A 25,211-nucleotide genomic window follows, 5' to 3' on the forward strand; every position below is an offset into this window, starting at 1 on the left:
GGCCTGACACACAGCGTTAGGTTGTCACCAATTCCCTACTCGAAGAAGTCCTCGTCCAGCTTCTTCAGGTGCAGGGTCTCCTCCACACGACAACCGATGTTGTAACGAATCATCAGTCGCGCCAGGTTGGTGCCGTCGATCAGCACGATCCGCTTACTCAGATACCCGGCTGTCTCCCGGGCGCTCGACGTGAACGTCGACGTCGTGACGAACAGGCCTTTCGCTGCCTTGTGGCGGTCGAGGCTGCCAAAGAAGTCGCGGATCGCACCAGGCCCGACCGCGTTGGCGGCTCCGTACCGCTTCGCCTGGATGTAGACCTGATCGAGGCCGAGTGCGTCCTGGTCGATGACGCCGTCGACGCCGTCGTCGCCGCTGCGTCCGAGGGTGCGGCCCGCCTCTGCGGCCGAGCCGCCGTAGCCCATGGCGAGCAGCAGGTTGACGATCAGCCGTTCGAAGAACTCGGGTGGTGCGATGCAGACACGATCCAGCAGGTCCTGAGCCAAAGCCGCCTCGATCCGACGGTGGGCCCCGCGGATGGTTTCGTCCGGGGTCTGGTCGGCGGTAGTTTCAGTAGCGGGTGCAAATTCTTCCTCGACCGACGAACCTGTCGGATGAGTGAACTGGCGGAATTCCTCGAACCGGCTGAGCAGGCGGTTGTCGATCCGCTCCGGCCGGGTGGCCAGTATCTCGCGCCCCCGTTCGGTGATCCGGAAGTGGCCGCGCCTTGTGGCCTCAACCAGCCCGGCCTTGGTCAGATAGGTCTTGGCCCAATGGACCCGGTTGGCGAAGAGGGTCTGGCGGCCGGACGGCAGAAGGACGGCGCGGGCGTCTTCGGATAGGCCCAGCGCGTCGGCCAGTTGGTGGACAACGCTCCCGATTCTGGCTTCGCCATTTTCGACTTTACGAAGAACGGGGAGCATCAGACTCTGGTAATCGGGAATGAAGGTGGCGGGATCCGTCATTGGAACACCCCTGCTTCACAGGACGCCCGGTTCATAGACCAGCGTCTTTGCCTGCCGCCGCACCTACTCGCAGAGATCATGGGCGCACGCCGACAGGCCGACAAAAAGGAGGGCGGCGATGAGTGTATCCTCTTTCCGAAGAAGGCGTTTCACGCAGTCGGCGTTGCCCGGGTGCCGGATGTTTGGATAGGTGTTCGCGAACGTATACGCGCGATCGAAGATGTTGGCGAAGTCGTTGCTGGGGAAGCGGTCCTCACGGCGCATTCTGTTCAGCGCGCGGCTGAACTCGTTTTCGCGTCCTGCCGACGCGGAAACAAGCATGTTCTCGGCCAGAAGCGAGGCCATCCTAATGGCGTCCTTGGCGGTGTGTTGGTTCCACTCGGCGGACTGGCGAGCCCAGGCGGTCTCGAACGCGGCCAAGGCCTCTCGGAGGTGAACGTCCCTGTCGGCGCGCACGCGCAGTCCCGCATAGAGGGAGTCGATTTCACCGTGAAGCAGTGGAACAAGGCGGAATGGGTGGGTGTCCAGCCGATATGGGAGTTCGTGACGTCGCAGGAAGTCCACGACGCGCTCACGGTAGGCGTCATCGATTTCCGCGCTCTCATATTGAGCAAGAGCTGTGGCGACGTCCGAAAGGAGGATCGCAACGGAACGACCGTTGAGAAAGAAATCCGACTTGATCCGCCGCAGGGCAGCTCGAGAATCGGTGGGCTGGTCGATCAACGTCGCCACATCCTCCCTCAGCCGGTCCAGCGGCTTCTTCCTCCCCCTAGCAACGAAGATGGCCGGACTTCCATGAGGGCGATCCAACGCCGTTCGAACCACCTCGATCGGAAGATCCGGATGGCTGGTTGCGAAGCGCTTGAACAAAGGGCGCCAGATCTCGGCTCCTGCGTATCGCCATGCGGCTTGAAGACGATCCGTCATGAGCCGAAGACTTCCGCTGAGAGCGCCGCGGCCATTGCTTCGGCCTTGGTCGCCGCAGCGTCGAGGGAGCGGGCAGTCGCTTCGATGCGTTGTGCCTGTTTGGCGAAGGCAGTCTGAAGAGCAAGAGGTGGCAGTGGGACGGGCACGGCCTTAACGTTCCGGGTGCTGATCGTGTTCAGCCCCGACGTCGTTTTCCCGTCGCCTATCAGAACCCTGCGGCCGGAAAAGCTGTTGAGGAAGCTTGTCAGGTACTCGGGGAGCAAGCACTCTCTGTTCGGGCGGGCGCGAATTAGGTGATTTTGGTGGGTGCACTGATCGATGCTGCCGTCCCACGTCGCCGCTCGACCCACCTCATTCGCATTCCCATGCCCCTCGACGATGAGGATGTCACCAGCAACAAGTTCGGTTCTGCGCCACTCTGCGTCGGTTAAGCGGATCGACTTGATCTCGGAAAGGTCCAAGACTCCTCGCAACACATTCGCAACGCGAAGATACGGCATCTCAATCGGGAGGCTGGATCGTTTCGAGGTTACCTGAAGTCCGCCTTGAACGTCGCTGGTGTCGCCCAACTTCCCTATCGACCACCCCTTCGGATTGGTCGCCGGATCCCCGAACATGTCAAGGAAGAGGGTGGGGACGATGGCGCAGGCCTTGGCGCGGGCGGCGTCGGCGCGGCGCCGGATACTTGCCGCCCGATTTAACAGACTGACGATCCGCCGCTGTTCATCGAGTGGGGGAAGCGATATCTCGATCGCCTTGATCTGCGTCGTGCCGAAAGCTGCTTGGCCAACCCAACGTGTAGCGCGCGCCTCGAAGTAGCGCTTGCGATAGAGATGCCAAAGAAACGCCTGAACGTATCCGGGATTTGCCTTGCTCTCATCGATTCGCAGGCGGGTCATGTGGTTTGAAAACGACGCGTGAAGAGAATCAGATACTATCGCAGACTTACCTACCAACTCGACGGAGTTGGTGTTGTTGAATAGAATGTCGCCTGGCCGGAAGCCCAACCGCCCTTTCGGGATGGCGGATGCCGGGATGAGAGGAGCATCGGACGTGGACAGGGCTCCATCCCCCGTCACGCTGAACGGTCTGAGATGCGGGACACCGTCGGCGACCACTCTTGATTTTCCACAAGCGATGCCGCTTACGATCTCCGTCGAAATATCGGCGAGGGGCTGAGGAACGACGGTCACGCCACCGGCTCCCTCATCTCCGCCGCCAAGGCCTCGATGTCGCCGAGGATCGACGCCACGTCATCCCTCAACTCTTCCAAGAGCTCTTGGGGATGCCGGTGCTCGACAGCTTCCCGCGTCTCCGGCCGGTAGCGCGAGGCCGAGAGGTTCCAGTCTTCCTTTTCGATGGCTGTGCTTTCGGCGAACCACCAGTTTTCGGTCCACGGCGCTGCCGGATCTCGCTCCCGCCAGTCGGCCCACAGGTCGTCGCGGCAGTTGAACGCAGCGATCAGACCCGGGAGATCGTCGGCCTCGGTCGGCTGGTCGTGGTTGGCGTCCAACTTGAAGCCGTCATTGTTGGCATGGAGAAACATCACGCGGCCCGTGCGGCCGCCTTGGCGGAACACCAAGACAGAGGTCTTTACCCCGGAATAGGGCTGGAAGACGCCGCCCGGGAGCGACAGCACCGCCTCGACCCGGTTGTTCTGCATCAGCATGCGGCGCAATTCCTTATGCGCGCCGGTGGAGCCGAACAGCACCCCCTCCGGCACGATGACGCCGCAGCGACCGCCCTCAGCCAGGTTGTCCAGCATGTATTTGACGAAAAGGAGTTCGGTCGCCGTACTGGTGCCGACCTTCACGTCGTCAACGATGCGGTCCCGGTCGATCCGCCCGGAGAAGGGAGGATTCGCCAGAATGACGTCGTAGCCGTCGAGCGGCAGCCCTCTCTCAGCCTTGGCCTGTCTGTCGAAGCTGGTAGTCAGCACATTCCGTTTGAGGATCCGGACGTCCGGCAGATTGCGAAGGGCGAGGTTCATGCTGGCAAGGCTGACCATCTTGGGATCGACGTCGTTGCCGTAGAAGGTCTCCGTCTGGAGCCTTCGCCATTGCGCATGGTTGAGTTGGTCGCCCAGACCACGCTCGAACGTTTTGCCCTCCAGGTCCGCAGTGGTCCGGCCGTGATCGGACGAGTTGGCCAGACGGATGTGTTCGTAGGCGGCGACGAGGAAGCCTGCGGTTCCCGCGGCCGGGTCGTAGACCGTTTCCTCGATCTTCGGATCGACCAGCTCCACGATGGCGCGGATGATGTGACGAGGCGTGCGAAACTGTCCCAACTCGCCAGCCTGCTTGATCTGCCGAAGGACATGCTCGAAGAGGTCGCCCTTGCTGTCGGGATCGGTCTCCTCCAGCCGCAACTCGTTCACCAGGTTCACGACCTGGGCGAGGACGGTCGGGTCATCGATCACCAGCCGAGCCTGCGCCATGAAGCTCATACCGAACTCGGAGCCGATGCTGGCGAAGAAGGGGAACACCTCTTCGCGCACGAATCGGACGAGATCGTCGCCCGACATGGCGTTCGCCCAAGAGGACCATCGCAGCCGATCCTTTGGGATGACGTCGACGTCCTTCTCCGGCGCGTTCAGCGGATTTCTGACGGTCCAGTCGCCAGCAAAGAGGGACGTGTATTGCCGTTTCGTCGCTTTGGCTTGTCGCTGGTTGGCGGCGTCGATCCCTTCGATCAGGTAGAAGAAGAAGAGGAAGCTGAGCTGTTCCGCGTTGGACAGCGGATCTGGATAACCGCCCCCGTAGAGGTAGTCGCGGATCTGGTCGACCTTGCGACGCATGTCGGAAGTGAAGGACATTCGAGAACTCGGTTTACTTGGGGATGTCCGGCTGGGGCGCGTCCTCGTCGGGCGCGGTTCCGGACGAAGGAATGCCGAACACGGCTTGGTTCAGGCTGGCGAGTATCCGCTCGAGCTCGGCCTCGCCGCCGAAGACAGCACGGGCGCGTTGGAAACCGCCGTTCATGGAAAGCGGAGGCGTGTCGAAACGCCAGCTTTCGAAAAGCGTGAGGTCAGCCGCGTTAGCCTTGATCTGCTCCTTGATGAGGTGGAGCAGACGGATTTGGTCGATGTGGAATTCACGTCCGTTGAGCCACGTCTCGAATGCGGCTCCAAGGGATTCGACACGCGCTTCGTCGATGTCCATGAAGGCGTTGCCATTCTCGTCCACGGTCACCCATTCGCGCGTCGTCGGATCGATCTCGTCGTGGACGTCGAGCGTGAGCATTCGGCGCGCACGGCCCTCCGGGCGGTCGAGGGGACGCACGACGACCACGCCCCCTTCGCCGGGCGACTCGTCATCGCCATGGCGCAAAGTGACTCCGGTGAAGTCCCACATGTTGAAGCGGCTCTTCCCAGGCGCCTGACGCGTGCCGCGGCCGCGCATCTGCTGGTAAAGGATCGAGCTGTGGGTGAAGCGGGCCATCACGAGGTTGCGCACTTCGGGGCAGTCGAATCCCGTATCCAGCATGTTCACGCTGACGAGAATCTGCGGGAACGCCTCCTTCTTGAAGCGCTTAATCTTGGCTTGGCCATCGACAGTGTCGTCCGGACCCATTCCGGACACGACGAAATCTGCGTAGCGCGTGGTCGGTGATGGCTTCTTGTCCGCGAACACGTCGTCGAACATCCGCGCGAGCGTCTCGGCGTGCCGCTTCGTGACGGCGAAGACGATCGTCTTGCCCCACTCCGGCGCCCGCCGAACACCCTTGGGGCCCGTGTAGCCGCGCTCTAGGACGTCGCGAAACTCGCGCACCATGGCCCGGTTGCGCTCGGGTATCGTGAACCTCCGCTCCAATGCCGTCGGGTCGACAGTCAAAGGATCCTGGTCGGCGAAGAGGGCTTCCAGTTGAAGACGGGACTCCTCGTCCAGTGCCTCCCAGTCGATTTCGTTGCGGGCCACCGTGAACCCTTCGGTGGCGGCCGTGCGCACCGTCATCGCGCGATAGATCTCGTAGGGAACGAGGTGGCCGTCCGCGATCGCTTCGGCCATCGTGTAGCTGTAGGTCGGACGGGCAACCTCGAAGAAGCGGAGAGTGTCCCGGATCGCGACGCGATCCTCCTCATCCACGTCAGGAGCATCGCGCATTACGCAGGGCGTGGCGGTGAGGCCGATCTTGACGCCATCGAAATGGTCAAGGGCCCGCCGCCATTGTCCGTAGATGCTGCGATGGCACTCGTCGATGATGATAAGGTCGAAATAGCCGGACGAGTACTTCTCGTATTCGTTCACCAAGGTCTGGAGCGTCACGATCGTAATGCGCTTCTCGTCCTGGAAGCGTCGTCCCGTCCGCGGAACGCGGTAACACGGAAGATGCGGCAGGTGTTCGGCAAAGGCGTCTTCCGCCTGGATCCCCAACGTGTTTCGATCCACGACGAATAGGGCTCGGGTCACCCAGTTGGCTTCAAACAGGCGCTTGAGCAGTGCCGCGGCGGTGCGGGTCTTACCCGTACCTGTAGCCATCTCCACGAGCATCTTTCGGCGACCGGCGACAATTTCCTGCGAGAGCTTGTCGATACAAGCCCTCTGATGGTGACGCGCCCCGCCACCGGCAATCCTTACATCGATGGGGACGTCGAGCGGATTGCGGCGGATGTCCGCGACCGCCTTGCGCCGGGCAAGGTCGTCCTGGCTGAAAATGGTCTCCACGCGGCGAAAGTGCGCGTCTTGCCCCTTGTCGCGGAACCAGATCTCTTCGCCGTTGGAGAGAAAGACGAAGGGTACATCGATCTGGTCGGCATAGCGTAAGCCCTGTGCCTCTCCGGCACTCAGATTGACTGTAGTGCTCTTCGCTTCCAGCACGGCCAGCGCGCGGCCCAGGCGATCAAACAGGACGTAGTCGGCTTTGCCGCCATCATTAAGCGGGTACTCGTAGCGAACGCTGAGGCCGTCGGTGAGCTTCCAGCCGGCATCCTTCAGAAGCTGATCGATCTTGACCCGTGCGAACGCTTCATTGGCCAAAATTCTCTGCCCCCGTACTCCGACTACCTCCGCATGCAACCCTTTCGGGAGCACGCAGTACTATTCGCCGCTTTCGTCGTCAGATGGAACCACTTTGTCGAAGGAATCTGCTGGCAGAAACGGCGTGGGCAGGTCCTGCTTCAACCGAACGCCCGGCCCGAGGCCATCCTGTTGGCCTTCAATGAAAACGACGCCACCATCTTCGAGAGCACGCTGCACCTTCAACCATGAGGTCGCCTTCACGCTCCTGCCGTTCTCCAGACGGGGAATGAGCCCCAATCCCACCTGCGCTCTCGCGGCGAGCGTCGGCTGGTCCCAACCTAACAAAATTCGGGCGACTTTCAGCAGGTGCGGATGTGCGGCCATGTGCAACGCGATTGTTGATGGTGCGCATTCGCAATACCGAGTCCTTCACTTGAATCCAGAAGGCCTTGAAAAATCGGCATAAGATACCGATTAATCGACATTGACTGTCGATTTTTGCTGGCCTACTGACGGATTGGTTGCTGCGGGCCGATCCGTCAGCGGCAGGTCTCGAATCAAAAACAGGATTCGCTCCCACGCGTCCCGAGGTGGTCGTGATGGTCGCTCCATGGCTCACTTGGCGGAGGAGGCAGCAGTCGATGTCATTCAACGTGATACCTTTCCTTTCATATCGGGCATTCGGAGGTGATCCCAGAGTTAACGAGGAGCTTCACCGGCTACGGACGTTGACGAAAGGGCTGAAGGCCATTGCTGTGGGAAGAGCATCGCATCGTGCGAAGTTGGCCCGGGCACCACTCCTGGAGAATTGGCATCTGCGCCCTGCGCTGGTTGTGTGTCTTGTTGGGGACGTCAGAGATTGTCCCCGCCTCGCACCGACTCATGGCCCGCTCATAACCTCGCCCGTGGTGGTCGAAGCATTCGATCAGGATTGGACCCTAACAGGCGACGGCCTGTATCGCTTGGGACGGTACCGGCCCGTGGATCAGGAAAGAGGCTTCTAGCAAGCGGTCGAACAAGTTGCTCAATTGGTTGTCTCGACGAGGTCCATTTCGGTCCGTGCGGGAGGTGTATCCACGGAGCAGACAGGCGGACGCTGGAGTGATCTTCTCCGAGATCTTGGTGCGCGGGGTCGCCTGAATCATGGACCGCAGTGGAGCGGAAAGTTCGCATGCTCGAGGCGACCCGACAGGCCAAGGATCCGTGCCGCCTCGTTCACATCTGCGCGACGCACGCGCACGATGGCCCGCGCCCGCTCCGAGCACCAGGCAAGGGTCTCTTGCACCGCTGCGGCAAGAGCCGGATCTCGGAGTAGGAGCGCCCGGACGGCGCTGTCATCAGCGTGCGCCCTGTAGAGGTGGCCGCTCCCGAGCCCGTGCGAGCACTCGAGCCCCACTGCGATGGCCGTTGCCATCTGGAGGTCGCTTCCTTCCCTTCCGCCCGCGCCGTCCCCGCCGTCCCCGCCGTCCCCGCGCTCTCCGCGATCTCGAGCTCCGCGGCGGCCCCCGCGAGGAAGACGGCGATCGCGGCGAGGTGGGACGCTCGCGTGCGGTCCGCCCCAGGGATCCGGTCGAAGTCCGTGAAGCAGCCTCGCCCCTCGGCAATGTGCCGCGCGACGCGCGCCAGTGCGGGAGCGATGCCGGACTCCGGCTCGAGGGTGTGGCCGACGATCCAGTGCCACGCCTCGTGCACGCAGTCCCGCCGGAAAACCGCGTCCGAAATCCGTTCGGCCGGAGGCAGGTCGGCCGCGAGGTCGGCCTCCGCCATCGCCCTGCGCTCGCTTCGAGCCCGGCGGCGGGCGTCGCGGACGGCACGCTCGATGTCGGCTCCGGATCTGCCCTCCATACGCTTCCAAACTCGAAGGGGAGGCGCCCGGCACGATGTCGTCGAACTCGCGGCGGATGTCATCGAGGGGCGGGCGTCGCTCGTCGCTCATGCTGTCTCTCCGCTCGGTGCCGACAGATGAAGGTTGGCGAGCCGCCGATACGGCACCGCTAGGAAAATGGCTACGGCCAGGAATTGCGCGCCGTCGGCCGAATTCCCTCGGTCAATTGCTGTCTTGCGGAAGTGAGCCTTGGAGCGGCCGCTTCAGCTCAAAGAGCGAAACCCCCGTCGATCGTCAGGCTAGAGCCCGTCATGTAGCCGGACAGGGGACCTGCCAGATAGAGCACGAGTTCGGCGATCTCCTCGCCTTGACCGACGCGTCCGATGGGGACCATCGCGGCCAGTTCGGAGACCATCGAAGCCGTCATGTCGGTCTCCGTCGGGCCGGGCTGAATGTTGTTCACGGTGATGCCTCGGGATGCGAGGTCGAGGGCGATGGCCTTGACCATGGTCGCGACGGCCGCCTTGCTCATCGCGTAGATGCTGCTTCCCTTGACGACGTGGTCGGCGGCATTGCTGCCGATGGTGATGACGCGTCCACCTTCCAGCATCCCGGCAGCAGCGGCCTGGATCGCCAGGAAGACGCCGCGGACATTGACGGCGAGCGTCAGATCGAGGTCTTCGAGCGACAGTTCGTCGATCGTGCCGAGGCGGAGGACACCGGCGTTGACGACGGCGACGTCGAGGCGGCCGAACCGTTCAATAGTGCCTGCGACGGCGGCACGGATCGCGCTGGGATCGGAACTGTCGGCCTCGATGGCCACTGCCTCGCCGCCCTTGGAAGCAATCGTCGCGGCGACCTCCCGCGCCTTGTCAGGACGTGAGACATAGGTCAGAGCCACGCGGTATCCGGCCTCCGCCATGCGGATGGCGATGGCCGCGCCGATCCCGCGGGAACCGCCGAAGATCAACGCGACGCTGGCGAAATTGGGCTCATTCGCACTCATGGACGTTCTCCAGGCTGGCGGGGGGGGGCGCTCATCGACCTGCGTCTTTGGCTGCGGCGATGATCGCGTCGGCGACGGCCTTCGGATGACTGAGCATCGCCACGTGGCTTGACGCGACCTTCACGACCTTGGCCTTCATCGCCGTCGCCATCTCTTCCTGGAGAGACGGCGGGATCATCCGGTCGTTCTCGGTGACGACATCGATGACCGGCTTGTCGTGCCATGCCGCGTGCGACACCTTTGCGTCGATGCATTCGGCCGCCCATGGCCCTTGGGTGATGGCGACGAGTTCCGCCTCGGCCGGCGGAAGATCCTGGGCGAAATCCTTCTTCACGCCCTCTTCGGTGAGGGTGAGGTAGCCACCACTGTCCTTGCGCAGGTAGGGCGCATAGGCTGGCGGCGGTGCGCCGGCGGTCATCGAGGCGATCGACTGGCCGTCGTCCGGCGCGAAAGCCGCGACATAGACGAGGGAGGTCACCTTCGGATCGTTGCCGGCCTCGGTGACAACAACCCCGCCCCAGCTATGGCCGACGAGAACGACCGGTCCGTGAACTGCATCGATGGCCCGCCTCGTTGCGTCGACGTCGTCCGCCAGCGAAGAGAGCGGGTTCTGGACGGCCACCACGCCAAGGCCCTGCGCGCGCAGGAGAGGGATCACCTTCTGCCAGCTCGATCCGTCGGCGAAAGCCCCGTGCACGAGGACGATCGTGGGGTTCTGGGCCGCGGCAGAGTTGACGGCGGCGCCCAGCACGCCCGAGGCGACCACTAGCCCGGCGATGAGCTTGTTCATTGTGTCGTTCCTTTCGTCTGAGACGTGAGGCGGAACAGGCTTCACAGCCTGTCGGCGTCGATGACGGCCTTCGCGAAGGCGCGTGGCGCTTCCTGCGGCAGATTGTGGCCGATGCCGCCCTCGATGGTGCGGTGGACGTACTTGCCGGAGAACCGTTCTGCATAGGATGCGGGAGCCGGATGAGGGGCGCCGTTGGCATCGCCTTCGAGCGTGATGGTCGGCACGGTAATCGCGGGGAACGTGGCGAGCCGTTGTTCCAGCGCGTCGAACCTGGGATCGCCCTCGGCGAGACCCAGGCGCCAGCGATAGTTGTGGATCACGATGGCGACATGGTCGGGATTGTCGAGCGCCGTCGCGCTTCGCTCGAAGGTGGCGTCGTCGAACTGCCAGTCGGGGGACGCGATCTGCCAGATGAGCCTCGCGAAGTCGTGCCGGTACTTGTCGTATCCGGTGCGGCCGCGTTCGGTGGCGAAGTAGTATTGGTACCACCACTGCAGCTCGGCCTTCGGTGGCAGGGGCGCAGCGCCCGCTGCCTGGCTGCCGATCAGATAGCCGCTGACCGAGACAAGGGCCTTGCAGCGCTCCGGCCAGAGCGCCGCCATGATGTCGGCCGTGCGCGCTCCCCAATCGTAGCCGGCGACGATGGCCGTCTTGATGCCGAGCGCATCCATGAGCGCGATGCCGTCCGCCGCGACGACCGACTGCTGGCCGTTGCGCATCGTCGCATCGGACAGGAAGCGGGTCGAGCCATGGCCCCGAAGATAGGGAATGACGACCCGGTAGCCGGCGGCGGCGAGCATCGGCGCGACGTCGCCATAGCTGTGGATGTCGTAGGGCCAGCCATGCAGGAGCAGCACCGCCGGACCGTCGGCGGGGCCTGCCTCGGCATAGCCGACATTCAGAACGCCGGCGTCGATCTGGTGGATCGCCGCGAAGGATGCACCCGAACTGGGCCGTGTTTGGTTACGGCTGGCGGCCTTCGTGGCGGTGCTGCGCGCATGGGCCTCGCCGATGCTCCCGAGTTGTGCCGCGGCCATCGCCGCCGCAGCGATGCCGATCAGTCCGCGTCTGTTGCGATCGACGTGTTCGGCCTTGCCAGGACCGGCAAAATGTCGCTCTGCCATGTTCGTTTCTCCTGTAACGCCCGGTCTTTGGCGGGCGAGGTCGGTTGCGGGTGTCCGGCTCCCACTGCGGGAGGCTCTCACTTCGAATGACGCGATCGCATCCAGGTGTTGCTGCCGCCGCGATATCGGGTCGCGTCGCTCGACCGGCCGGCTCATCGCGGGCGGTCGGATCGTCTCAGTAGAAGTCCGTGATGCTCTCCGGGCCACGCCACTGCGGGGCTGACGCTGCCTCGACGTCGGCGTGTTCGCGAACGATCGCTTTGGGTTCGAGGAAGGATTCGAGGCCGAAGATGCCGAACTCGCGGCCGATGCCGGACTGCTTGACGCCCCCAAACGGCGCCCGCAGGTCGGGCGTCACCCGGTTGATCAGGACCGATCCGGCCATCAGCCGTTCGCTGATGCGGCTCGCCCGCTCGACGTTGCGCGAATAGACGTAAGCCTGCAGGCCGTAAGGGGAGTCGTCGGCCTTCGCGACCGCGTCGTCATCATCGACGTAGGCGATTATCGAGAGAACAGGTCCGAAGATCTCGTCGCGAGCGATGTCCATGTCGTTGTCGACGTCGGCGAACACGGTTGGTCGGACGAAATAGCCTTGGGCGAGACCCTCCGGCCGTCCGGGCCCGCCGACGATCAGGGTCGCGCCTTGCTCGATGCCCCGGGCGATGTATCGCTGGACGCGGTCGAACTGGGCAGCGTTCGCCAGCGGGCCGATCGTCGTTCCGGGATCGGCCGGATCGCCGACTTTCCATGCGCCCATCGCCGCACGGACGATCGCCTCGACCTCCTCCAGCCGGTCACGGGGGACGAGAATGCGGGTTCCCGCGATGCAGGCCTGGCCGTTGTTCTGGAAGCCGCTGTTCAGCGCCATCGGAAGGGCTGCCTCGAAGTCGGCGTCGTCGAGGACTATCGCCGCCGACTTGCCCGAAAGCGAAAGGCTGACGCGCTTCATGGTCTCGCTCGCAGCCCGCGCGATGGCCTTGCCCGTCGCGGTCGACCCGGTGAAGGAGATGCGCGCGACGTCGGGATGGGTGCCGAGCTCGTCGCCGACGTCGCTGCCGCGCCCGACGACGACGTTGAAGATGCCGGCCGGAAGCCCGGCGGAATGCAGCGTCTCCGTGACCACCTGCGACTGCAGCCCGCTGAGTTCGCTCGGCTTGATCACCGAGGCGCATCCCGCAGCGAGCGCCGAGGCTAGCTTGCTGCAGATCGTGCCGGCGGCGGCGTTCCAGGGGGGGATGAGGGCGGCAACGCCGACCGGTTCCATGCGGACGGTCGCATCGCCGATCCTGCGGCTGAACTGGTATCCCTGCAGGGCGTCTGCGGCATAGCCGAAGCAGTCTGAGGCGTACTGGCTGATCCAGCGGGCCCGGCTGATCGGAGCGCCGTATTCCGCGATCGTGACGTCGCGGATCTCGTCGGCGCGGCGAAGGATGGCAGCTTGGAGGCTCCTCAGCATGTCGAGCCGCTCGGCCTTCGTGCTTTGCGAGAGTGCCGTCTGTGCGTGGCTTGCCGCGGCGATCGCGCGTCTTGCGTCCTGCCGGCCGGCGAGGCGCTGTTGGCCGATCAGTTTCTCGTTGGCCGGATTGATGATGTCGATGACCTCATCGCCTGAAACCGTGACGAAGGCCCCATCGATGTAGGCGGTGTCGATCGAACGCATCGGACGCTCCTCTTCAAGCGATTAGCTTGGGATGCGGCCGATGTAATGGCGAAGGGGATATGCGATAATCAGGACGTTGCGCGATGACGTATCCTGGAAATCCGGACGATGCACAAATCGGGGCTTGTCGAACTGGAAGCCGTCCTCGCCGTCGCACGGCATCGGAGCTTTCGCGCCGCCGCCCGAGAGCTCGACATGTCGACATCCGCGCTCAGCAACGCGGTGATCGCTCTGGAAGAGCGGCTCGGGATCAGGCTGTTCAACCGGACGACCCGCAGCGTCGGCCTCACCGAAGCCGGCGAGACCTTCGTCGAGCAGGTGGCTCCGGCGGTCGCCGACATCAACCTTGCCATGGACGTCGTGAACCAGCGGCGCGGCAGCCCGAAGGGGACGCTGCGGATCAACGCCTCGTCGGGTGCTGCGCGCCGGATCCTCTCGCCGGTGATCGTCGACTACTTGCGTCGCCACCCCGACATGGAGGTCGTCATCGCCACCGACGGGCGCCTCGTCGACATCGTCGCCGAAGGATGGGACGCGGGCATTCGGCCGGCGGCGGTCGTGCCACGCGACATGGTCTCCGTCCCGCTCGGAGACGACGTGCGATTTGTCGTGGTCGGGACACCCGAATATTTCGCCGCACGCGACGTGCCGGCGTCCCCGGGCGATCTTGCGCGGCACGAATGTATTCGGGCGCGCATGCCAAGCGGGGCGCTCTCGCCCTGGGAGTTCTGGCGGGACGGGAAGCTCGAGACGATCGACGTCCCCGGCAGGCTGACGCTGGACGAGCCGAACGTCATGCTGGAAGCCTCGCGCGCCGGCTTCGGCCTTGCCTACCTGCCGGACAAGAACTGCGCCGACGATCTGAAGACGGGTCGGCTGGTGCCGGTCCTCGGCGACTGGATGCCGCCGGCCTATGATCTCCGCCTGTATTATCCGGGCCGCAGGCACGTGCCGGCGGGACTGCGGGCTCTGGTCGAGCTGATCGGGCAGCATCGCCGGCGCAGGTGATCAGCCGAGCGCACGATCATTCGCCGTCTGCTTCGATCCAGGCATGCACGCCGGGTCTTTCGGATCGTCGCAGTCGCCATCGCCGCGTTATGCCGATGGCGTCGAGGACCGCCTCGTCGTGGCTGACGATCAGCAATGCCCCGTCATAGGCGCGAAGTCCGGCCTCGATCGTCTCGAGGGAAGCGACGTCGAGATGGTTGGTCGGCTCGTCGAGGACGAGGAAGGAAGGCGGGCGCGGCCCTCCGAGCACGCAGGCAAGCCCCGCCCGCAACATCTCGCCGCCGCTCAGTGTCCCGACGATTTGCTCGGCCGCCCCCGCCCGGAAGGTGAAGCGGGCGAGGGATGCACGGCAGGCATTCGCATCGGCTCCCGGATTGATGCGCCGGAAGTTCTCCAGGATCGACGTCGCCGGGTTCAGGAGACCGACGGTCTGGTCGAGCATCGCGACGTCCGGCGTAACCCGGAGGCGACCGGAAAGCGGCTGCAGATCTCCAACGAGAAGCTTCAGAAGCGTCGTCTTGCCGACCCCATTCGACCCTGTCAAAGCCACGCGCTCGGGCCCGACGATCGATAGCGAAACGTTCTGCAGGATCGGCTTGGCGGCATCGTAGCCGGCAGACACGTCGTTAAGCTTCAGGACGTCCTTGCGGGAGGCAAGTCCGGTCGGCGCGAGCGTCACCGCGAAGGGCTGCAGGATCTCGATCCGCTCGCGGGCCTCGGACAGCGCGCCGAAGGCCCGCTCCCGTCTGCGAGCGGTGATCCGGGCATCGACGCCGCCCGAATCCTCGCTCCGATCCTTTCGTAGGCCCGCGATGATGCGCGGCATCCCGCCCTTTGCCGCCGCGCCGCGGCCGCGGCGGTCCTTTCGCGCCTTCGTCTCGACGCTGCGTTGGGCGCCTCGGTCGATCTCGGCGATCTGCTTCTCGGCATCGGTGAGATCATGCCTCGCGGCCTCCAGCGCGAGCGCCTTCTCCCTGCGATAGTGGCTCCAGTTGCCGCCGTAGCGTGCCACGCCGAGCGACGTCAGTTCGACGATCGCATCCATCGTCTCCAACAGTTCGCGATCGTGGCTGACGACGACCGCGCCACCCTTCCAGCCGGAAAGGAGCGCCACCACCGCCTGGCGCCCCTCGCGGTCGAGATTGTTGGTCGGCTCGTCCAGGAGAAGGAAGTCGGGGGCGGCGAAGGTGAGGGCAGCAAGGCGAACCCTCGTGGCCTGGCCACCGGACAGTTCGGCAAGTGGCGTATCGAGCGGCGCCTCGACGCCGACGGCGACGAGCGCCGTGGCAACGCGCTCTTCCAGCGTCCAGTCGGCATCCGCCAGTTCGTCCACCGAGGCGGTTCCCGCCTCTGCCCGGCGCAGCACCGCAAGGCCTGCCCGAACCCCGAACAGATCGGCGATCGTCTCGCCGGGCCGATGTTGGACGGCCTGCCTGAGCAGCCCGACGCTGCCGCCGACGGCGACTTTGCCGGCGGCGACCGGCAGATCGCCGGCGAGCACCCGAAGAAGTGTCGTCTTGCCGACGCCGTTGCGGCCGACGAGTCCGGTTCGCTCGCAGCCGAAAGTCAGGTCGAGGTCGGTGGAAAGGATGCGTCCGTCAGGCGTGGAGAGCGAGAGGGCGGAAAGTGAGATCGTCGCAGGCATGGGTGTGGAAATCCCTGATGGCAAGGCAAATCGGCGTTGCGGTCAGGTGGAAATCCATCGCGGCGGTGATCCTCTGCGTTCGGTCGCGGCAAGCGAGGTAAGCCCGTTGCAGGGCAAAATCAACCGGCTCGCCTTTCGCAGGATCCACGGGTTGACGCGGGTCTCAATGATGTCCTTGCTCGGCAGAGCGGGCAAAATTGTCGGGATCGCATCGCCGGCCGACGTGGTGACTGGACAGTCCGGCCCCCTGTTGACCGCTCGAGATCAGTCATTCTGCGCTCATGTCCGTGACGATCCACGAACTTGCCGGCACGAACAAATGACCAATTTCACCGCCTTGGTCGTCGGCCGATGCCGGAGACCGTCCGAGATCGTAGCCGAATAGCCAATTCCTCTTCCGCCAGCGTCGTCCGATTGGTCACGAACATGCCTCACTCGCTGCCGCCCGCGGATGTCGCGAAAATCTTCGCCGGGCTCCCTCAGGCTTATCTCGTCCTCGACGCCGAGCTGGTGATCGTCGCCGCCAGCGACCTCTACCTGAAGACGACGGACCGGACTCGTGCCGACATCGTCGGCCGGCACATCCTCGAGGCCTTCCCGGAGAACCCCGAGGAAGCCGGCGCGGTGGAGCAGGGGCCGCTGGAGGTCTCGCTTCGCCACGTGCTGGCCACCGGCAAGACGCACGAAATGAACGTCATCCAGTACGACATCCCCCGGCCGGCGGAAGAAGGGGGCGGTTTCCAGAGGCGCTATTGGACGCCGATCCATACGCCGATCGTGAACGAGGACGGTGCGGTCCGCTACATCGTCCAGACTCCGATGGACGTAACGGAGAGCGTCCTGAAGGACCGCGAGGCCGATGCGCGTCTGCGGATCGCGATGCATGCGGGCTCATTGGGATCCTGGGAATACGAGCCGGAAACCGACATCTGGCGGCGCAACGCCGTCATCGACGAGATGTTCGGTTTCGCTCCGGGAGAAGGCGGTCCCGTCGCGGCGCCGTTCTTTGACCGTATGCATCCGGAGGACCTTCCGCGCGTCCGGGAAATCGTGGAGGCCGCGATCTCGAGCCCCGACAGGACGTCGCTGCGCTTCGACTACCGCGTGATCCGGCCGGACGGCGACATCCGGCATCTCTCGTCGCGCGGCGAGGTTCTCCGAACGTCGAAGGGCCAGTTGCGTCTGATCGGCGTCGCCATGGACGTCACTGCGGACAAACTGCGGGAAGAGGCCCTGGAGGAGGCTCTCTCGCTGCAGAAAAACCTGCTGGGGCAGAAGGACCTCCTCCTCGCGGAGGTCAATCACCGGGTCAAGAACAGCCTCCAACTGGTCGTCAGCACGCTCAGCCTGCAGAGCCGGCGCATCGAAGACGCCGGCACGAAGGCCGCGTTCGCCCAGGCGATTTCCCGCGTCCGGGCGATCACCTCGGTTCACGAACGCCTCTACCGGACCGACGACCCGCTCGTCGTCGACATGCAGGACTATCTCGACGGCCTCTGCCGAGACCTCGCCGACAGTTCGGATCTCAGGGAGCACGTCCGGACCGATGTCGAGCCGATCCGGCTCAGGACCGAGAAGGCGATCCCGATCGCGCTGATCGTCAACGAACTCGTCACCAACGCCCTGAAATATGCATACCCGGAGGGGGCCGCCGGTCCGATCGTGCTGACGCTCAAGGAGTTGCCGGACGGCATGCTCGAACTCTGCGTTGCCGACGAGGGTATCGGCTTCGACGGACAGGCGATCAAACCGGGGCTCGGCTCCCGCCTCGTGCGGACGATGGCGGCGCAACTCGGCGGAGAGTTCGAGGAACGCCCCACTGCCAAGGGATACCACGCGACGGTCGTGTTCGCGAAGGAGGCGTGATGCCCTGCACCATCCTCATCGTCGAGGACGAGATGCTGCTGGCGATGGACCTGGAAGACGTCCTCGTCGAGGCGGGGTATTCGGTGGTCGGGAATGCCGTCGACATGCACCAGGCCATCGCTTTCGCGGAGCGACATGGCAGCCTGATCGACGCGGCGATCATGGACGTCAATCTTGCGAGGGGAACCAACGGCGTGGAGACGGCAGGTCGTCTTCGGGAAGGCTGGAACATCCCTTCGTTGTTCGTCAGCGGCAATCTCGACGAGAAGACGCGTGCCCGGGCAATGCAGTGGGAGCCGATCGGCTTCGTCGGCAAGCCCTATTCGGAACGGGAGGTGCTGAGCGCGTTGAAGGCGGCGTTCGCGTAGCCGTCCGGGGAGGTCACCGCATCTCATCTGCAGCTCGACGCGGCCCGCGACGACCTCGTGCAGGACACGGCAGTGGTCGGCTCCCGACTGCGAGCGACTCTCGACGACGCGGCTGCGACGTTCCGACTCTTCACGCAGAGCGAAGACGCCTGAGCGATTTGTTCCCTCGTGGAGGTCGTCGGCCGCCTTGTCACGAGCCTTCGGGAAGGCGGCGGCGGAGGAGCACGCGAGGAACCGCGCGCTAAAGGGAGCGATCGAGGCCTCGGTTGCCTGCGTCGGTACACATGCCACGACGATGCGAGATCTCGAGTTCTCGATGCGCATGGTCAGCCTGAACACGGCAATAAGCTGTTCGAGGCTTAGTTCGCGGGGGCGGGCGCTGAGCGCCATCTCTTGCAGTTGCGAGAACTGGCGGGCGAGATGCTGGCGCGCTCGGAAGACGCCACAGTGACCTCCGATGCGCTTGGAGCCGCTTCCGCCGGCATCGGCACGACTAGCCAGGACGAAAGCGGGGTGGCCGCGATCGCCGCGAAGGCCGGACTTCCGTCCAACAGGTTCCCGGGCGCAGGAGTACGAACGGCGTCGCAGACCTCGTTCGACTCAGGTAACTAGGGACGGGGACCGACCCGAGTATGCCAACCACGGGATCGAGCCAGATGCCGCCGTACAAGCTTGCCGAGCGCAAGCGCCGCGATCGCCTTTGTTGACGTCGGCCCGTCGTCGTCCGGGCCAAGAGCGTAATCGAGACTTTCCACCCGAGTTGGCCGCGGTCCACGCGTCGCGTCGCGTCGCGTCCCGTCCTGGTATCCGCCCGGTCTCCGATCCGACTATCTGCGGCTGGCCGATCTACGTCTCTCGACCCAAATCTCCGCTGGGAAGCCATCGGACTCGCCGGTTGTCGAATCCTTTGACGGAAGGAAGTCGTCCTCTTGCCATGGCACCGAATTCTGGCTTGCATCGGCCGCCACCTATTGCTTCGCTCTTCCGACGGAGGACGATCGATTGCGAATCAGGACGAGCCGGACATCCCGCCAATGGGCCGAGGTCGACGGAGTCGGGGAGGACGGCGAGGCCGGCGGCATCGGCGCTCAGGAAGCCGCGCGCCACTTGTCGCAGGCAGTGCGCTCCGCGAACCTTGTCATCCTCTCCGGGCTTGGCACTTCGCTCTGCGTCAGGCGTGGCGGCGACAGGCTCGCGCCGACGATGTGGCAGTTGCTCGAGCGGGTCAGGGCGGAGTTCGTCCGGCTCGACGCCGCCGACCCGCTGCCTGGCGGACGCGACCGCTGGTCCGCCTTCACCGCCTCGGCGAACGTGGACGAGGAGGAAGGCAACCTCGAGCACATCCTGTCCCGTGCCAAGCTCTCGACGGAACTCGTCCCGGAGCGCGTGCGCGTGCTCCAGGAGAGGCTGCTGGCGGTCGCGGAGGAGGTCATACTCGACGCCGTCGACTTCCTCGCCGCGGACGTATCGCTCGGGACGCACGCCAACTTCCTGCGTCGGATCGCGCGGCGGCCGTCCCGCAAGGCGCGTGTCCGGATCTTCACGACGAACTACGACCGCTGTTTCGAGGTGGCCGCCGGTCGCGAGGGATTTATCGTGGTGGACGGGTTCGCGTTCGGATCCGAGCCGCGGTTCAATCCCGACCAATTCAACTACGACGTGGTACGCCGCGACACCGAGGAGCGGACCGACTACGTAGAAAACCTCTTCCACCTCCTGAAGCTCCATGGGTCGATCGACTGGGAACTGGACGAGGCGTCCGGCCGCGTCGTCAAGCGCGAGGGTACGCGTAAGCCGCTCCTCGTCTATCCGCGGTCGACCAAGTACGAGATGGCGTTCAGCCAGCCCTACGTGGACATCATGGCCGCCTTTCAGGCGTCGCTGCGTGTGCCCGCAACGACGCTCGTCGTCATCGGGTTCGGCTTCAACGACAAGCACATCGCCGAGCCCGTCATGGCGGCCGTGCGCTCCAACCTGTCCTTCAACCTCGTAGTCGTGGACCCGGTCATCGAGGCTAGGTGCGCGGACGGCCCACTCTTCAGTCCCTACCTCGAGAGCTTCGCGAAGCTGGTCGACGACGGGGACGGGCGCCTTGCGCTGGTCGAGGGAACCTTCGAGGACATCGTGCCCCTCATCCCCGACATCGTCTCCCAGACCGAGGTCGAGCGCCACTACGACCGCATGCGGAACATCACGACAAATGCCCAAGATCGCCGTTAGCCCGTTTGACAGAGCCCGTTACCTCGGCACCGTCACGGCGGTGTCCCCGCTGGACGTGCGTCTGAATCTTCCGTTCGGCACGGAGATCGCGTCGGCCCGCTACGCCGGGCACGCTATCGATCGCGGTCAAGTCGGGGAGTTCGTCGTCATCGAGGGCCAGACGTCGGCGGTGCTCGGCCGGATGGTAGAGATCCGGCTACCCGACCGCGACCGGCTGAGCGTCGAGCCGGAACGCGAGGACCGCGGCGACGCGGCGAATCCCATCGGCGTCGTACGCCTCCTAGGATCGGTCGACCTCGTTTCCGGCCACTCATCCCGCGGCATACCGAGCGCGCCGCGCGTGGGGGAGTTCGTCTACCTCGCGCATCCCGAGTTCCTCCGGCACGCGATCGACAGCGCCATCGACAGGATGGGCTCCTCCGTCCGGATCGGGCACCTCACTGGCTCGCAGGACAGCGAGATCGTGATGTCGGCGATGGCGGTGTTCGGCCGCCACTGCGCCATCCTTGGATCAACGGGCGGCGGCAAGAGCTGGACAACCGCCCACCTCGTCGAGGAGATCGCGCGCCTGGGCGGAAAGGTCCTGCTGATCGACCCGACGGGCGAGTACCATTCGCTGGAGGGGGCGACGCACTTGCATCTCGGGGGACGGCGCGAGGGAGAGGACGATACGCGTCGCTTTGTGTCCTTCCCGCACCGTCACCTGAATGAGACAGACCTCTTCGCCCTGCTGCAACCGAGCCAGGGCGTTCAGGCGCCGAAGCTGCGTGACGCCGTGCTGAGCCTAAAGCTGCTCCACCTCCATCCCGAACTCGGGAAGGATGGGTGCCTGCACAAGGCAATGCAGAGGAAGAAGCCTATCAACCAGAAGCTGCTGGAAAGGGACGCCGAGTTACGCAAGGCGGGAGCCCCCTACGACATCGGGCAGCTTGCGTTACAGATTTACTTCGAGTGCGTTTCGCCTAGCGGCGGCGACGTCCTGCATTGGGGCGGCATGCACGAATTCTCTGCCAGCAGTTGCACCTCGCTCTGCATGCGCGTGGAGAGCGCCGTCAAGTCCGACCATCTCAAGCCGCTGTTCGCGCCCGAGGATTACATGTCGGACGTGACCGAGGAAATCGACGCGTTCCTCGGAGGGGAAATCAGCATCCTGCGGGTTTCCATGCAGTACTTGCCGTTCGAGCAGTCCGCGCGCGAGTTGGTGGTGAATGCGCTCGGCCGCCACCTTCTCGCGAAGGCCCGAGACGGCCAGTTCAAGCTGCGGCCCATGGTCGTAGTCCTCGACGAGGCGCATCAGTTCCTCTCCAAGACCATCGGTGACGAGTTCAACCGCGTCAGTCTCGACGCCTTCGGTCTGATCGCGAAGGAGGGCCGGAAGTACGGCCTGACAACGGTCATGGCGACCCAAAGGCCCCGCGACATCCCGGAGGACGTGCTTAGCCAGGTCGGGCTCATGATCGTCCACCGCCTGATCAACGAGCGCGATCAGGGCGTCATCGTGAACGCGAGCGGCGCGATAGACGCCTCGATGGCGGCGTTCCTCCCGACCCTGCGGGAGGGAGAGGCGCTGATCATCGGGTCGGGTGCCCTGATGCCGTTACCCGTGCAGGTCACTCCTCCGAAGCGCCGACCCGACCTTTCCGACGGCGTCGGCGGGACCTGGATACGGCTCGAGGCTCCGCCGAGGCCAAAAGCAGCAGCGCCGTCGAGGGCGGCAGCAGCGAAGGCGGAATCACCCGCTGTACGCCGACGGGGGCGGCCACCACGGCCCGCTGCCTAATGCGAGGGGCACGGCACCATTGCGCGACCTCCCGCGGCCGGTACGCCCGTGCTATCGCGCTAGTCGACCATCCCCGGATCCGCGCCAGTCGGACACGGCCGGAGGTGCGGCCCAAGCGATGCTCGACGGCGCCGATCACGCACACCTTGCCCACCGTGCTCTTGCCTTGGCCGCCCGTCGCGGGATTGGTCCTCGCGTTACGGAAAGGAGATCTCGTTGACCTCGCCCTCAAGCGGCGTGCGCTCCGGGTCGACCATGGCGCGGCGCAGCTAGGGTAGCAGGAGCTAGGCCGTCTTGTTGGAACCGACCCCGATCATGTTCTGGAGCTGGAGGGCGGCGTCTATGGACGCCCATGCGGGACAGGACTTTCATCCAGAAGCTTCAGATTTTGGGGATTGGTCGTATCCTTGGTTTGAGTCTTCCGCCTTCCTTTGGAGACGGCCCCGCAGGCCAAGGATTCGTGCAGCCTCCACCACTTCTGTGCGCCGCTCGCGCACGATGGTCCGCGCCCGCTCCAGGCAGGAGGCTAGGGTCTCCTGCACCGCCCCGGCGAGGGCTGGATCGCGGAGCAGCAGCGCCCGGACGGCCCTGTCATCAGCGGGCGCCCTGTAGAGGAGGCTGCTCCCGAGCCCATGCGAGCACTCGAGCCCCACCGCGATGGCCGTCGCCATCTGCAGGTCGCTTCCTTCCCTTCCGCCCGCCCCGTTGCCGCGGTCGCCAAGGACCTCGAGCTCCGCGGCGGCTCCCGCGAGGCAGACCGCGATCTCGGCGAGATGGGACGCACGCGTGCGGTCGGCCCCGGGAATCCGATCAAAGTTCGTGAAGCCGCCGCGCCCCTCGGCGACGTGCCGCGCGACGCGGGCCAGCGCGGGAGCGATGCCGGACTCCGGCTCGAGAGCGTGGCCGACGATCCAGTGCCCCGCCTCGTGCACGCAGGCCCGCCGGAAGGCCGCGTCGGATAGCCGTTCGACCGGGGGCAGCGAGGCCGCGAGGTCGGCCTCCGCCATCGCCCTGCGCTCGCTTCGAGCCCGGCGGCGGGTGTCGCGGACGGCACGCTCGATGTCGGCTCCGGATCTGCCTTCCAGGCGTTCCGCGAAGGGTGCCAGGTCGGTGGCCGCAAGGTCGTTTCGGAGATGATGGCGCAGGATTCCCTGACGGGCGCGCTCGTCGGGGAGCGGGATGTCGATACGCCTGTCGAGGCGACCGGGGCGCAGGACGGCGGGGTCGATGACATGGGGCAGGTTCGTCGCCCCAACGACCACCACTCCCTCGCGCTCCTCTGCCCCGTCGAGGCACTCGAGTAGGCCGTTCACCACCTGCCGTGTGTAGTTCCGGTTCTGGTCTGACCGCTCGTCCCTGTTCCCGACGGAGTCGATCTCGTCGAGGAACAGGATGCACGGGGCGGAAGAACGCGCCTCCTCGAATGCCTTCCGCATCGCTCGCAGCATATCGCCAAGATGACCGGCCGACTGCCAGCGCGCGATCGAGTGGACATGGATCGGCACCCCGCAGCTCTTCGCCAGCGCACGGGCAAACGTGGTCTTCCCGGTGCCCGTCGGACCCGCGACAAGGACACCGCGGTCGACGTACGTCCACGGGAGGCGGCCTGCCCGGTATTCGGCGAGGTCCGCTGCCAGCGCGCGGCCCCACGCCGCGGCATCGCCAAGGCCATGGAGGTCGTCCAACGAGGGACCGTCGCCTACGGGAGCCCGGCCCTGCGCCCTTGCTGCGGACAGCCGCCGGGCTCGTGCCACGCCCTGCTCGACGCTGCGTCCTCGGAAGGACGACGCCATCAGGGTGATCGGCAGCGTCGCGACCATCTCAAGGTCGAGCCTGCCGGGGCTCCTACTGCGGACCATTCTCAGTGCCGTGCCGACAAGGTCGGCGTCTGGCGAGGGTAGCCACAGGGTCGCGTCGGCGCCTGCTGCCAGTGCGCGCAGCGACATAGAGGCTTTGCGCGCCACCACGACCACCTGAGGATATGCCGTGATCCCCTCAACGGCGGCCCGTTCCATGCTTGTGCCGCCCGTCGCGTTGTAGACCTGAAGCTTCAGGTCCAGAGATTGGTCCGGCGACCCCCGGAGCATTCGGCGCGCGCACTTGGCGAACTCCTCTGCATCCTCATCCGAGGACGGAATGACCATCACCGCGCCGGGCGCGCCGAAGAGCATGTGCTGCATTCCCGCCGATCGGAGGGCGCGCAGCATCAGCGCCCTGGTGATGAAGCTCGAGAGGTCGGTGGTGCGGGTTCGGCGGTTCGGGATGTCCGGTCGGCGGGAAGGAGAGTTCGAGCGAGCATTGTCGGTCATGCGGGGATTCCTCAACGGAAAGCGGACGCGATCCTTCGGCCACGGCGATGGGCGGCCGTGTCGTAGGCGACGGCGTCGATGAGGGCGATGGTCAGGTCCGGAAGCGGGAGACCCGGGTCTCGGGGCCAATGGGCGCCTCGTCGAGCTCGATCTCGACGAAGCGCCGCAGCGCGAGCGCCGCGATCGTGCCTATCGGGTCCCGCCCGGAACGGATCGCCGTCATGCAGTCGGCGAGGGACAGCGAGCCCTCCTGGTCGAGGAAGGCGAGCAGCCGGACCCTGTCGCCCAGCGTCGGACGCCAGCGGGCGTAGCGCAGAAGCTCCCGGGCGTTGTCAGGATGGACCGCCGCGAAGTTGGTGGAATCGGTCACCTGCAGAATGTGTCCCTCGGCGCTGGCCCCGTCGATCCAGGTGGCCAACGGCGGCATGTCGGCGTCTACGACAGTTACAACCTCGGTGCCGACCTCGCGGGCGACTTGGAGGTCGAGTTGGGATGTCCCGTCCTCGCACTGCCGGGGAAAGGCTGAGGTCTCGGTGTCGAGCAGGGCCTCAGTATTGCGCTTTGCATCGTTGGGGAAGGCCGCCAGATCCACCGACTTCGCTGTATGAACGAACTTGAACGCGTGGTCGGAAAGAAAATCCGGTCGGACCTTCGGCGACCCCTGGCGCCTACCGACGTTTGGGTGACGAAGCATGAATACACTTATCCCATTGCCGGCGGCCGAAGAGGCGCTCGCGGACCTTTCAATACGGGTTCGGGAGAT

General features: G+C 65.1%; 18 protein-coding genes. 5 read left to right on the plus strand and 13 right to left on the minus strand.

Annotation, left to right across the window (positions count from 1 at the left end):
- Positions 1-35 precede the first annotated feature (35 nt).
- The 10 genes from J1C47_RS03445 to J1C47_RS03490 all read right to left on the minus strand — a co-directional run bounded on the left by J1C47_RS03445 (position 36) and on the right by J1C47_RS03490 (position 13,252).
- Positions 36-962, minus strand: a complete 927-nt coding sequence (locus J1C47_RS03445) for a restriction endonuclease (RefSeq protein ID WP_207349322.1) — start codon at positions 960-962, stop codon at positions 36-38.
- A gap of 63 nt (positions 963-1,025) precedes the next feature.
- Positions 1,026-1,889 (minus strand): hypothetical protein, encoded by an 864-nt coding sequence (locus J1C47_RS03450; protein WP_207349323.1) that lies wholly within the window; start codon positions 1,887-1,889, stop codon positions 1,026-1,028.
- Positions 1,886-3,082: a restriction endonuclease subunit S gene (locus tag J1C47_RS03455; protein ID WP_207349324.1), complete on the minus strand. Its 1,197-nt coding sequence runs from the start codon at positions 3,080-3,082 to the stop codon at positions 1,886-1,888. Before J1C47_RS03455 ends, J1C47_RS03450 begins: the two co-directional genes overlap by 4 nt.
- Positions 3,079-4,704, minus strand: coding sequence for an HsdM family class I SAM-dependent methyltransferase (locus tag J1C47_RS03460; protein ID WP_207349325.1), 1,626 nt, complete (start codon positions 4,702-4,704; stop codon positions 3,079-3,081). Before J1C47_RS03460 ends, J1C47_RS03455 begins: the two co-directional genes overlap by 4 nt.
- Positions 4,705-4,717: 13 nt before the next feature.
- Complete coding sequence (locus tag J1C47_RS03465; RefSeq protein WP_207349326.1) at positions 4,718-6,865, minus strand: DEAD/DEAH box helicase family protein; 2,148 nt, start codon at positions 6,863-6,865, stop codon at positions 4,718-4,720.
- 60 nt (positions 6,866-6,925) lie between these two features.
- On the minus strand, positions 6,926-7,231 hold the full coding sequence (locus J1C47_RS03470; protein ID WP_207349327.1) for a helix-turn-helix domain-containing protein: 306 nt from the start codon (positions 7,229-7,231) through the stop codon (positions 6,926-6,928).
- 1,709 nt (positions 7,232-8,940) lie between these two features.
- Positions 8,941-9,642 carry an SDR family oxidoreductase gene (locus tag J1C47_RS03475; protein ID WP_342591924.1) on the minus strand — a complete coding sequence of 234 codons (702 nt, stop codon included), beginning with the start codon at positions 9,640-9,642 and terminating at the stop codon, positions 8,941-8,943.
- Positions 9,643-9,709: 67 nt separating this feature from the next.
- Positions 9,710-10,468: an alpha/beta hydrolase gene (locus tag J1C47_RS03480; protein WP_207349329.1), complete on the minus strand. Its 759-nt coding sequence runs from the start codon at positions 10,466-10,468 to the stop codon at positions 9,710-9,712.
- 41 nt (positions 10,469-10,509) lie between these two features.
- Positions 10,510-11,592, minus strand: a complete 1,083-nt coding sequence (locus J1C47_RS03485; protein WP_207349330.1) for an alpha/beta fold hydrolase — start codon at positions 11,590-11,592, stop codon at positions 10,510-10,512.
- 175 nt (positions 11,593-11,767) lie between these two features.
- Positions 11,768-13,252 carry an aldehyde dehydrogenase family protein gene (locus tag J1C47_RS03490; RefSeq protein ID WP_207349331.1) on the minus strand — a complete coding sequence of 495 codons (1,485 nt, stop codon included), beginning with the start codon at positions 13,250-13,252 and terminating at the stop codon, positions 11,768-11,770.
- A 108-nt stretch (positions 13,253-13,360) separates the two neighbouring features.
- Between J1C47_RS03490 and J1C47_RS03495 the strand changes: the two genes are divergently transcribed.
- A complete protein-coding gene (locus tag J1C47_RS03495; RefSeq protein ID WP_207349332.1) occupies positions 13,361-14,260 on the plus strand; it encodes a LysR family transcriptional regulator in 900 nt (299 codons plus the stop codon).
- 16 nt (positions 14,261-14,276) lie between these two features.
- On the opposite strand, the gene J1C47_RS03500 is transcribed toward J1C47_RS03495, so the two are convergent.
- On the minus strand, positions 14,277-15,905 hold the full coding sequence (locus J1C47_RS03500) for an ABC-F family ATP-binding cassette domain-containing protein (RefSeq protein WP_207349333.1): 1,629 nt from the start codon (positions 15,903-15,905) through the stop codon (positions 14,277-14,279).
- A gap of 351 nt (positions 15,906-16,256) precedes the next feature.
- On the opposite strand from J1C47_RS03500, the gene J1C47_RS03505 reads away from it, so the two are divergent.
- From J1C47_RS03505 to J1C47_RS03520, 4 genes are all read left to right on the plus strand, one after another.
- A complete protein-coding gene (locus J1C47_RS03505; RefSeq protein ID WP_207349334.1) occupies positions 16,257-17,771 on the plus strand; it encodes a sensor histidine kinase in 1,515 nt (504 codons plus the stop codon).
- The gene (locus tag J1C47_RS03510; RefSeq protein ID WP_207349335.1) at positions 17,771-18,139 is read left to right on the plus strand and encodes a response regulator; all 369 of its coding nucleotides are present in this window, start codon (positions 17,771-17,773) and stop codon (positions 18,137-18,139) included. The genes J1C47_RS03505 and J1C47_RS03510 overlap by 1 nt, the downstream gene beginning before the upstream one ends.
- 1,002 nt (positions 18,140-19,141) lie before the next feature.
- Positions 19,142-20,359 (plus strand): SIR2 family protein, encoded by a 1,218-nt coding sequence (locus J1C47_RS03515; RefSeq protein WP_207349336.1) that lies wholly within the window; start codon positions 19,142-19,144, stop codon positions 20,357-20,359.
- Positions 20,340-22,139 carry a helicase HerA domain-containing protein gene (locus J1C47_RS03520; protein ID WP_207349337.1) on the plus strand — a complete coding sequence of 600 codons (1,800 nt, stop codon included), beginning with the start codon at positions 20,340-20,342 and terminating at the stop codon, positions 22,137-22,139. The genes J1C47_RS03515 and J1C47_RS03520 overlap by 20 nt, the downstream gene beginning before the upstream one ends.
- Positions 22,140-22,507: 368 nt before the next feature.
- Here J1C47_RS03520 and J1C47_RS03525 read toward each other — a convergent pair whose 3' ends face one another.
- On the minus strand, positions 22,508-24,448 hold the full coding sequence (locus tag J1C47_RS03525) for an AAA family ATPase (protein ID WP_207349338.1): 1,941 nt from the start codon (positions 24,446-24,448) through the stop codon (positions 22,508-22,510).
- Between the two features lie 91 nt (positions 24,449-24,539).
- Positions 24,540-25,040, minus strand: coding sequence for a hypothetical protein (locus J1C47_RS03530; protein ID WP_207349339.1), 501 nt, complete (start codon positions 25,038-25,040; stop codon positions 24,540-24,542).
- Positions 25,041-25,211: the final 171 nt, after the last annotated feature.

The sequence above is a fragment of the Jiella sonneratiae genome (genome assembly GCF_017353515.1).
GTDB lineage: Bacteria > Pseudomonadota > Alphaproteobacteria > Rhizobiales > Rhizobiaceae > Jiella > Jiella sonneratiae.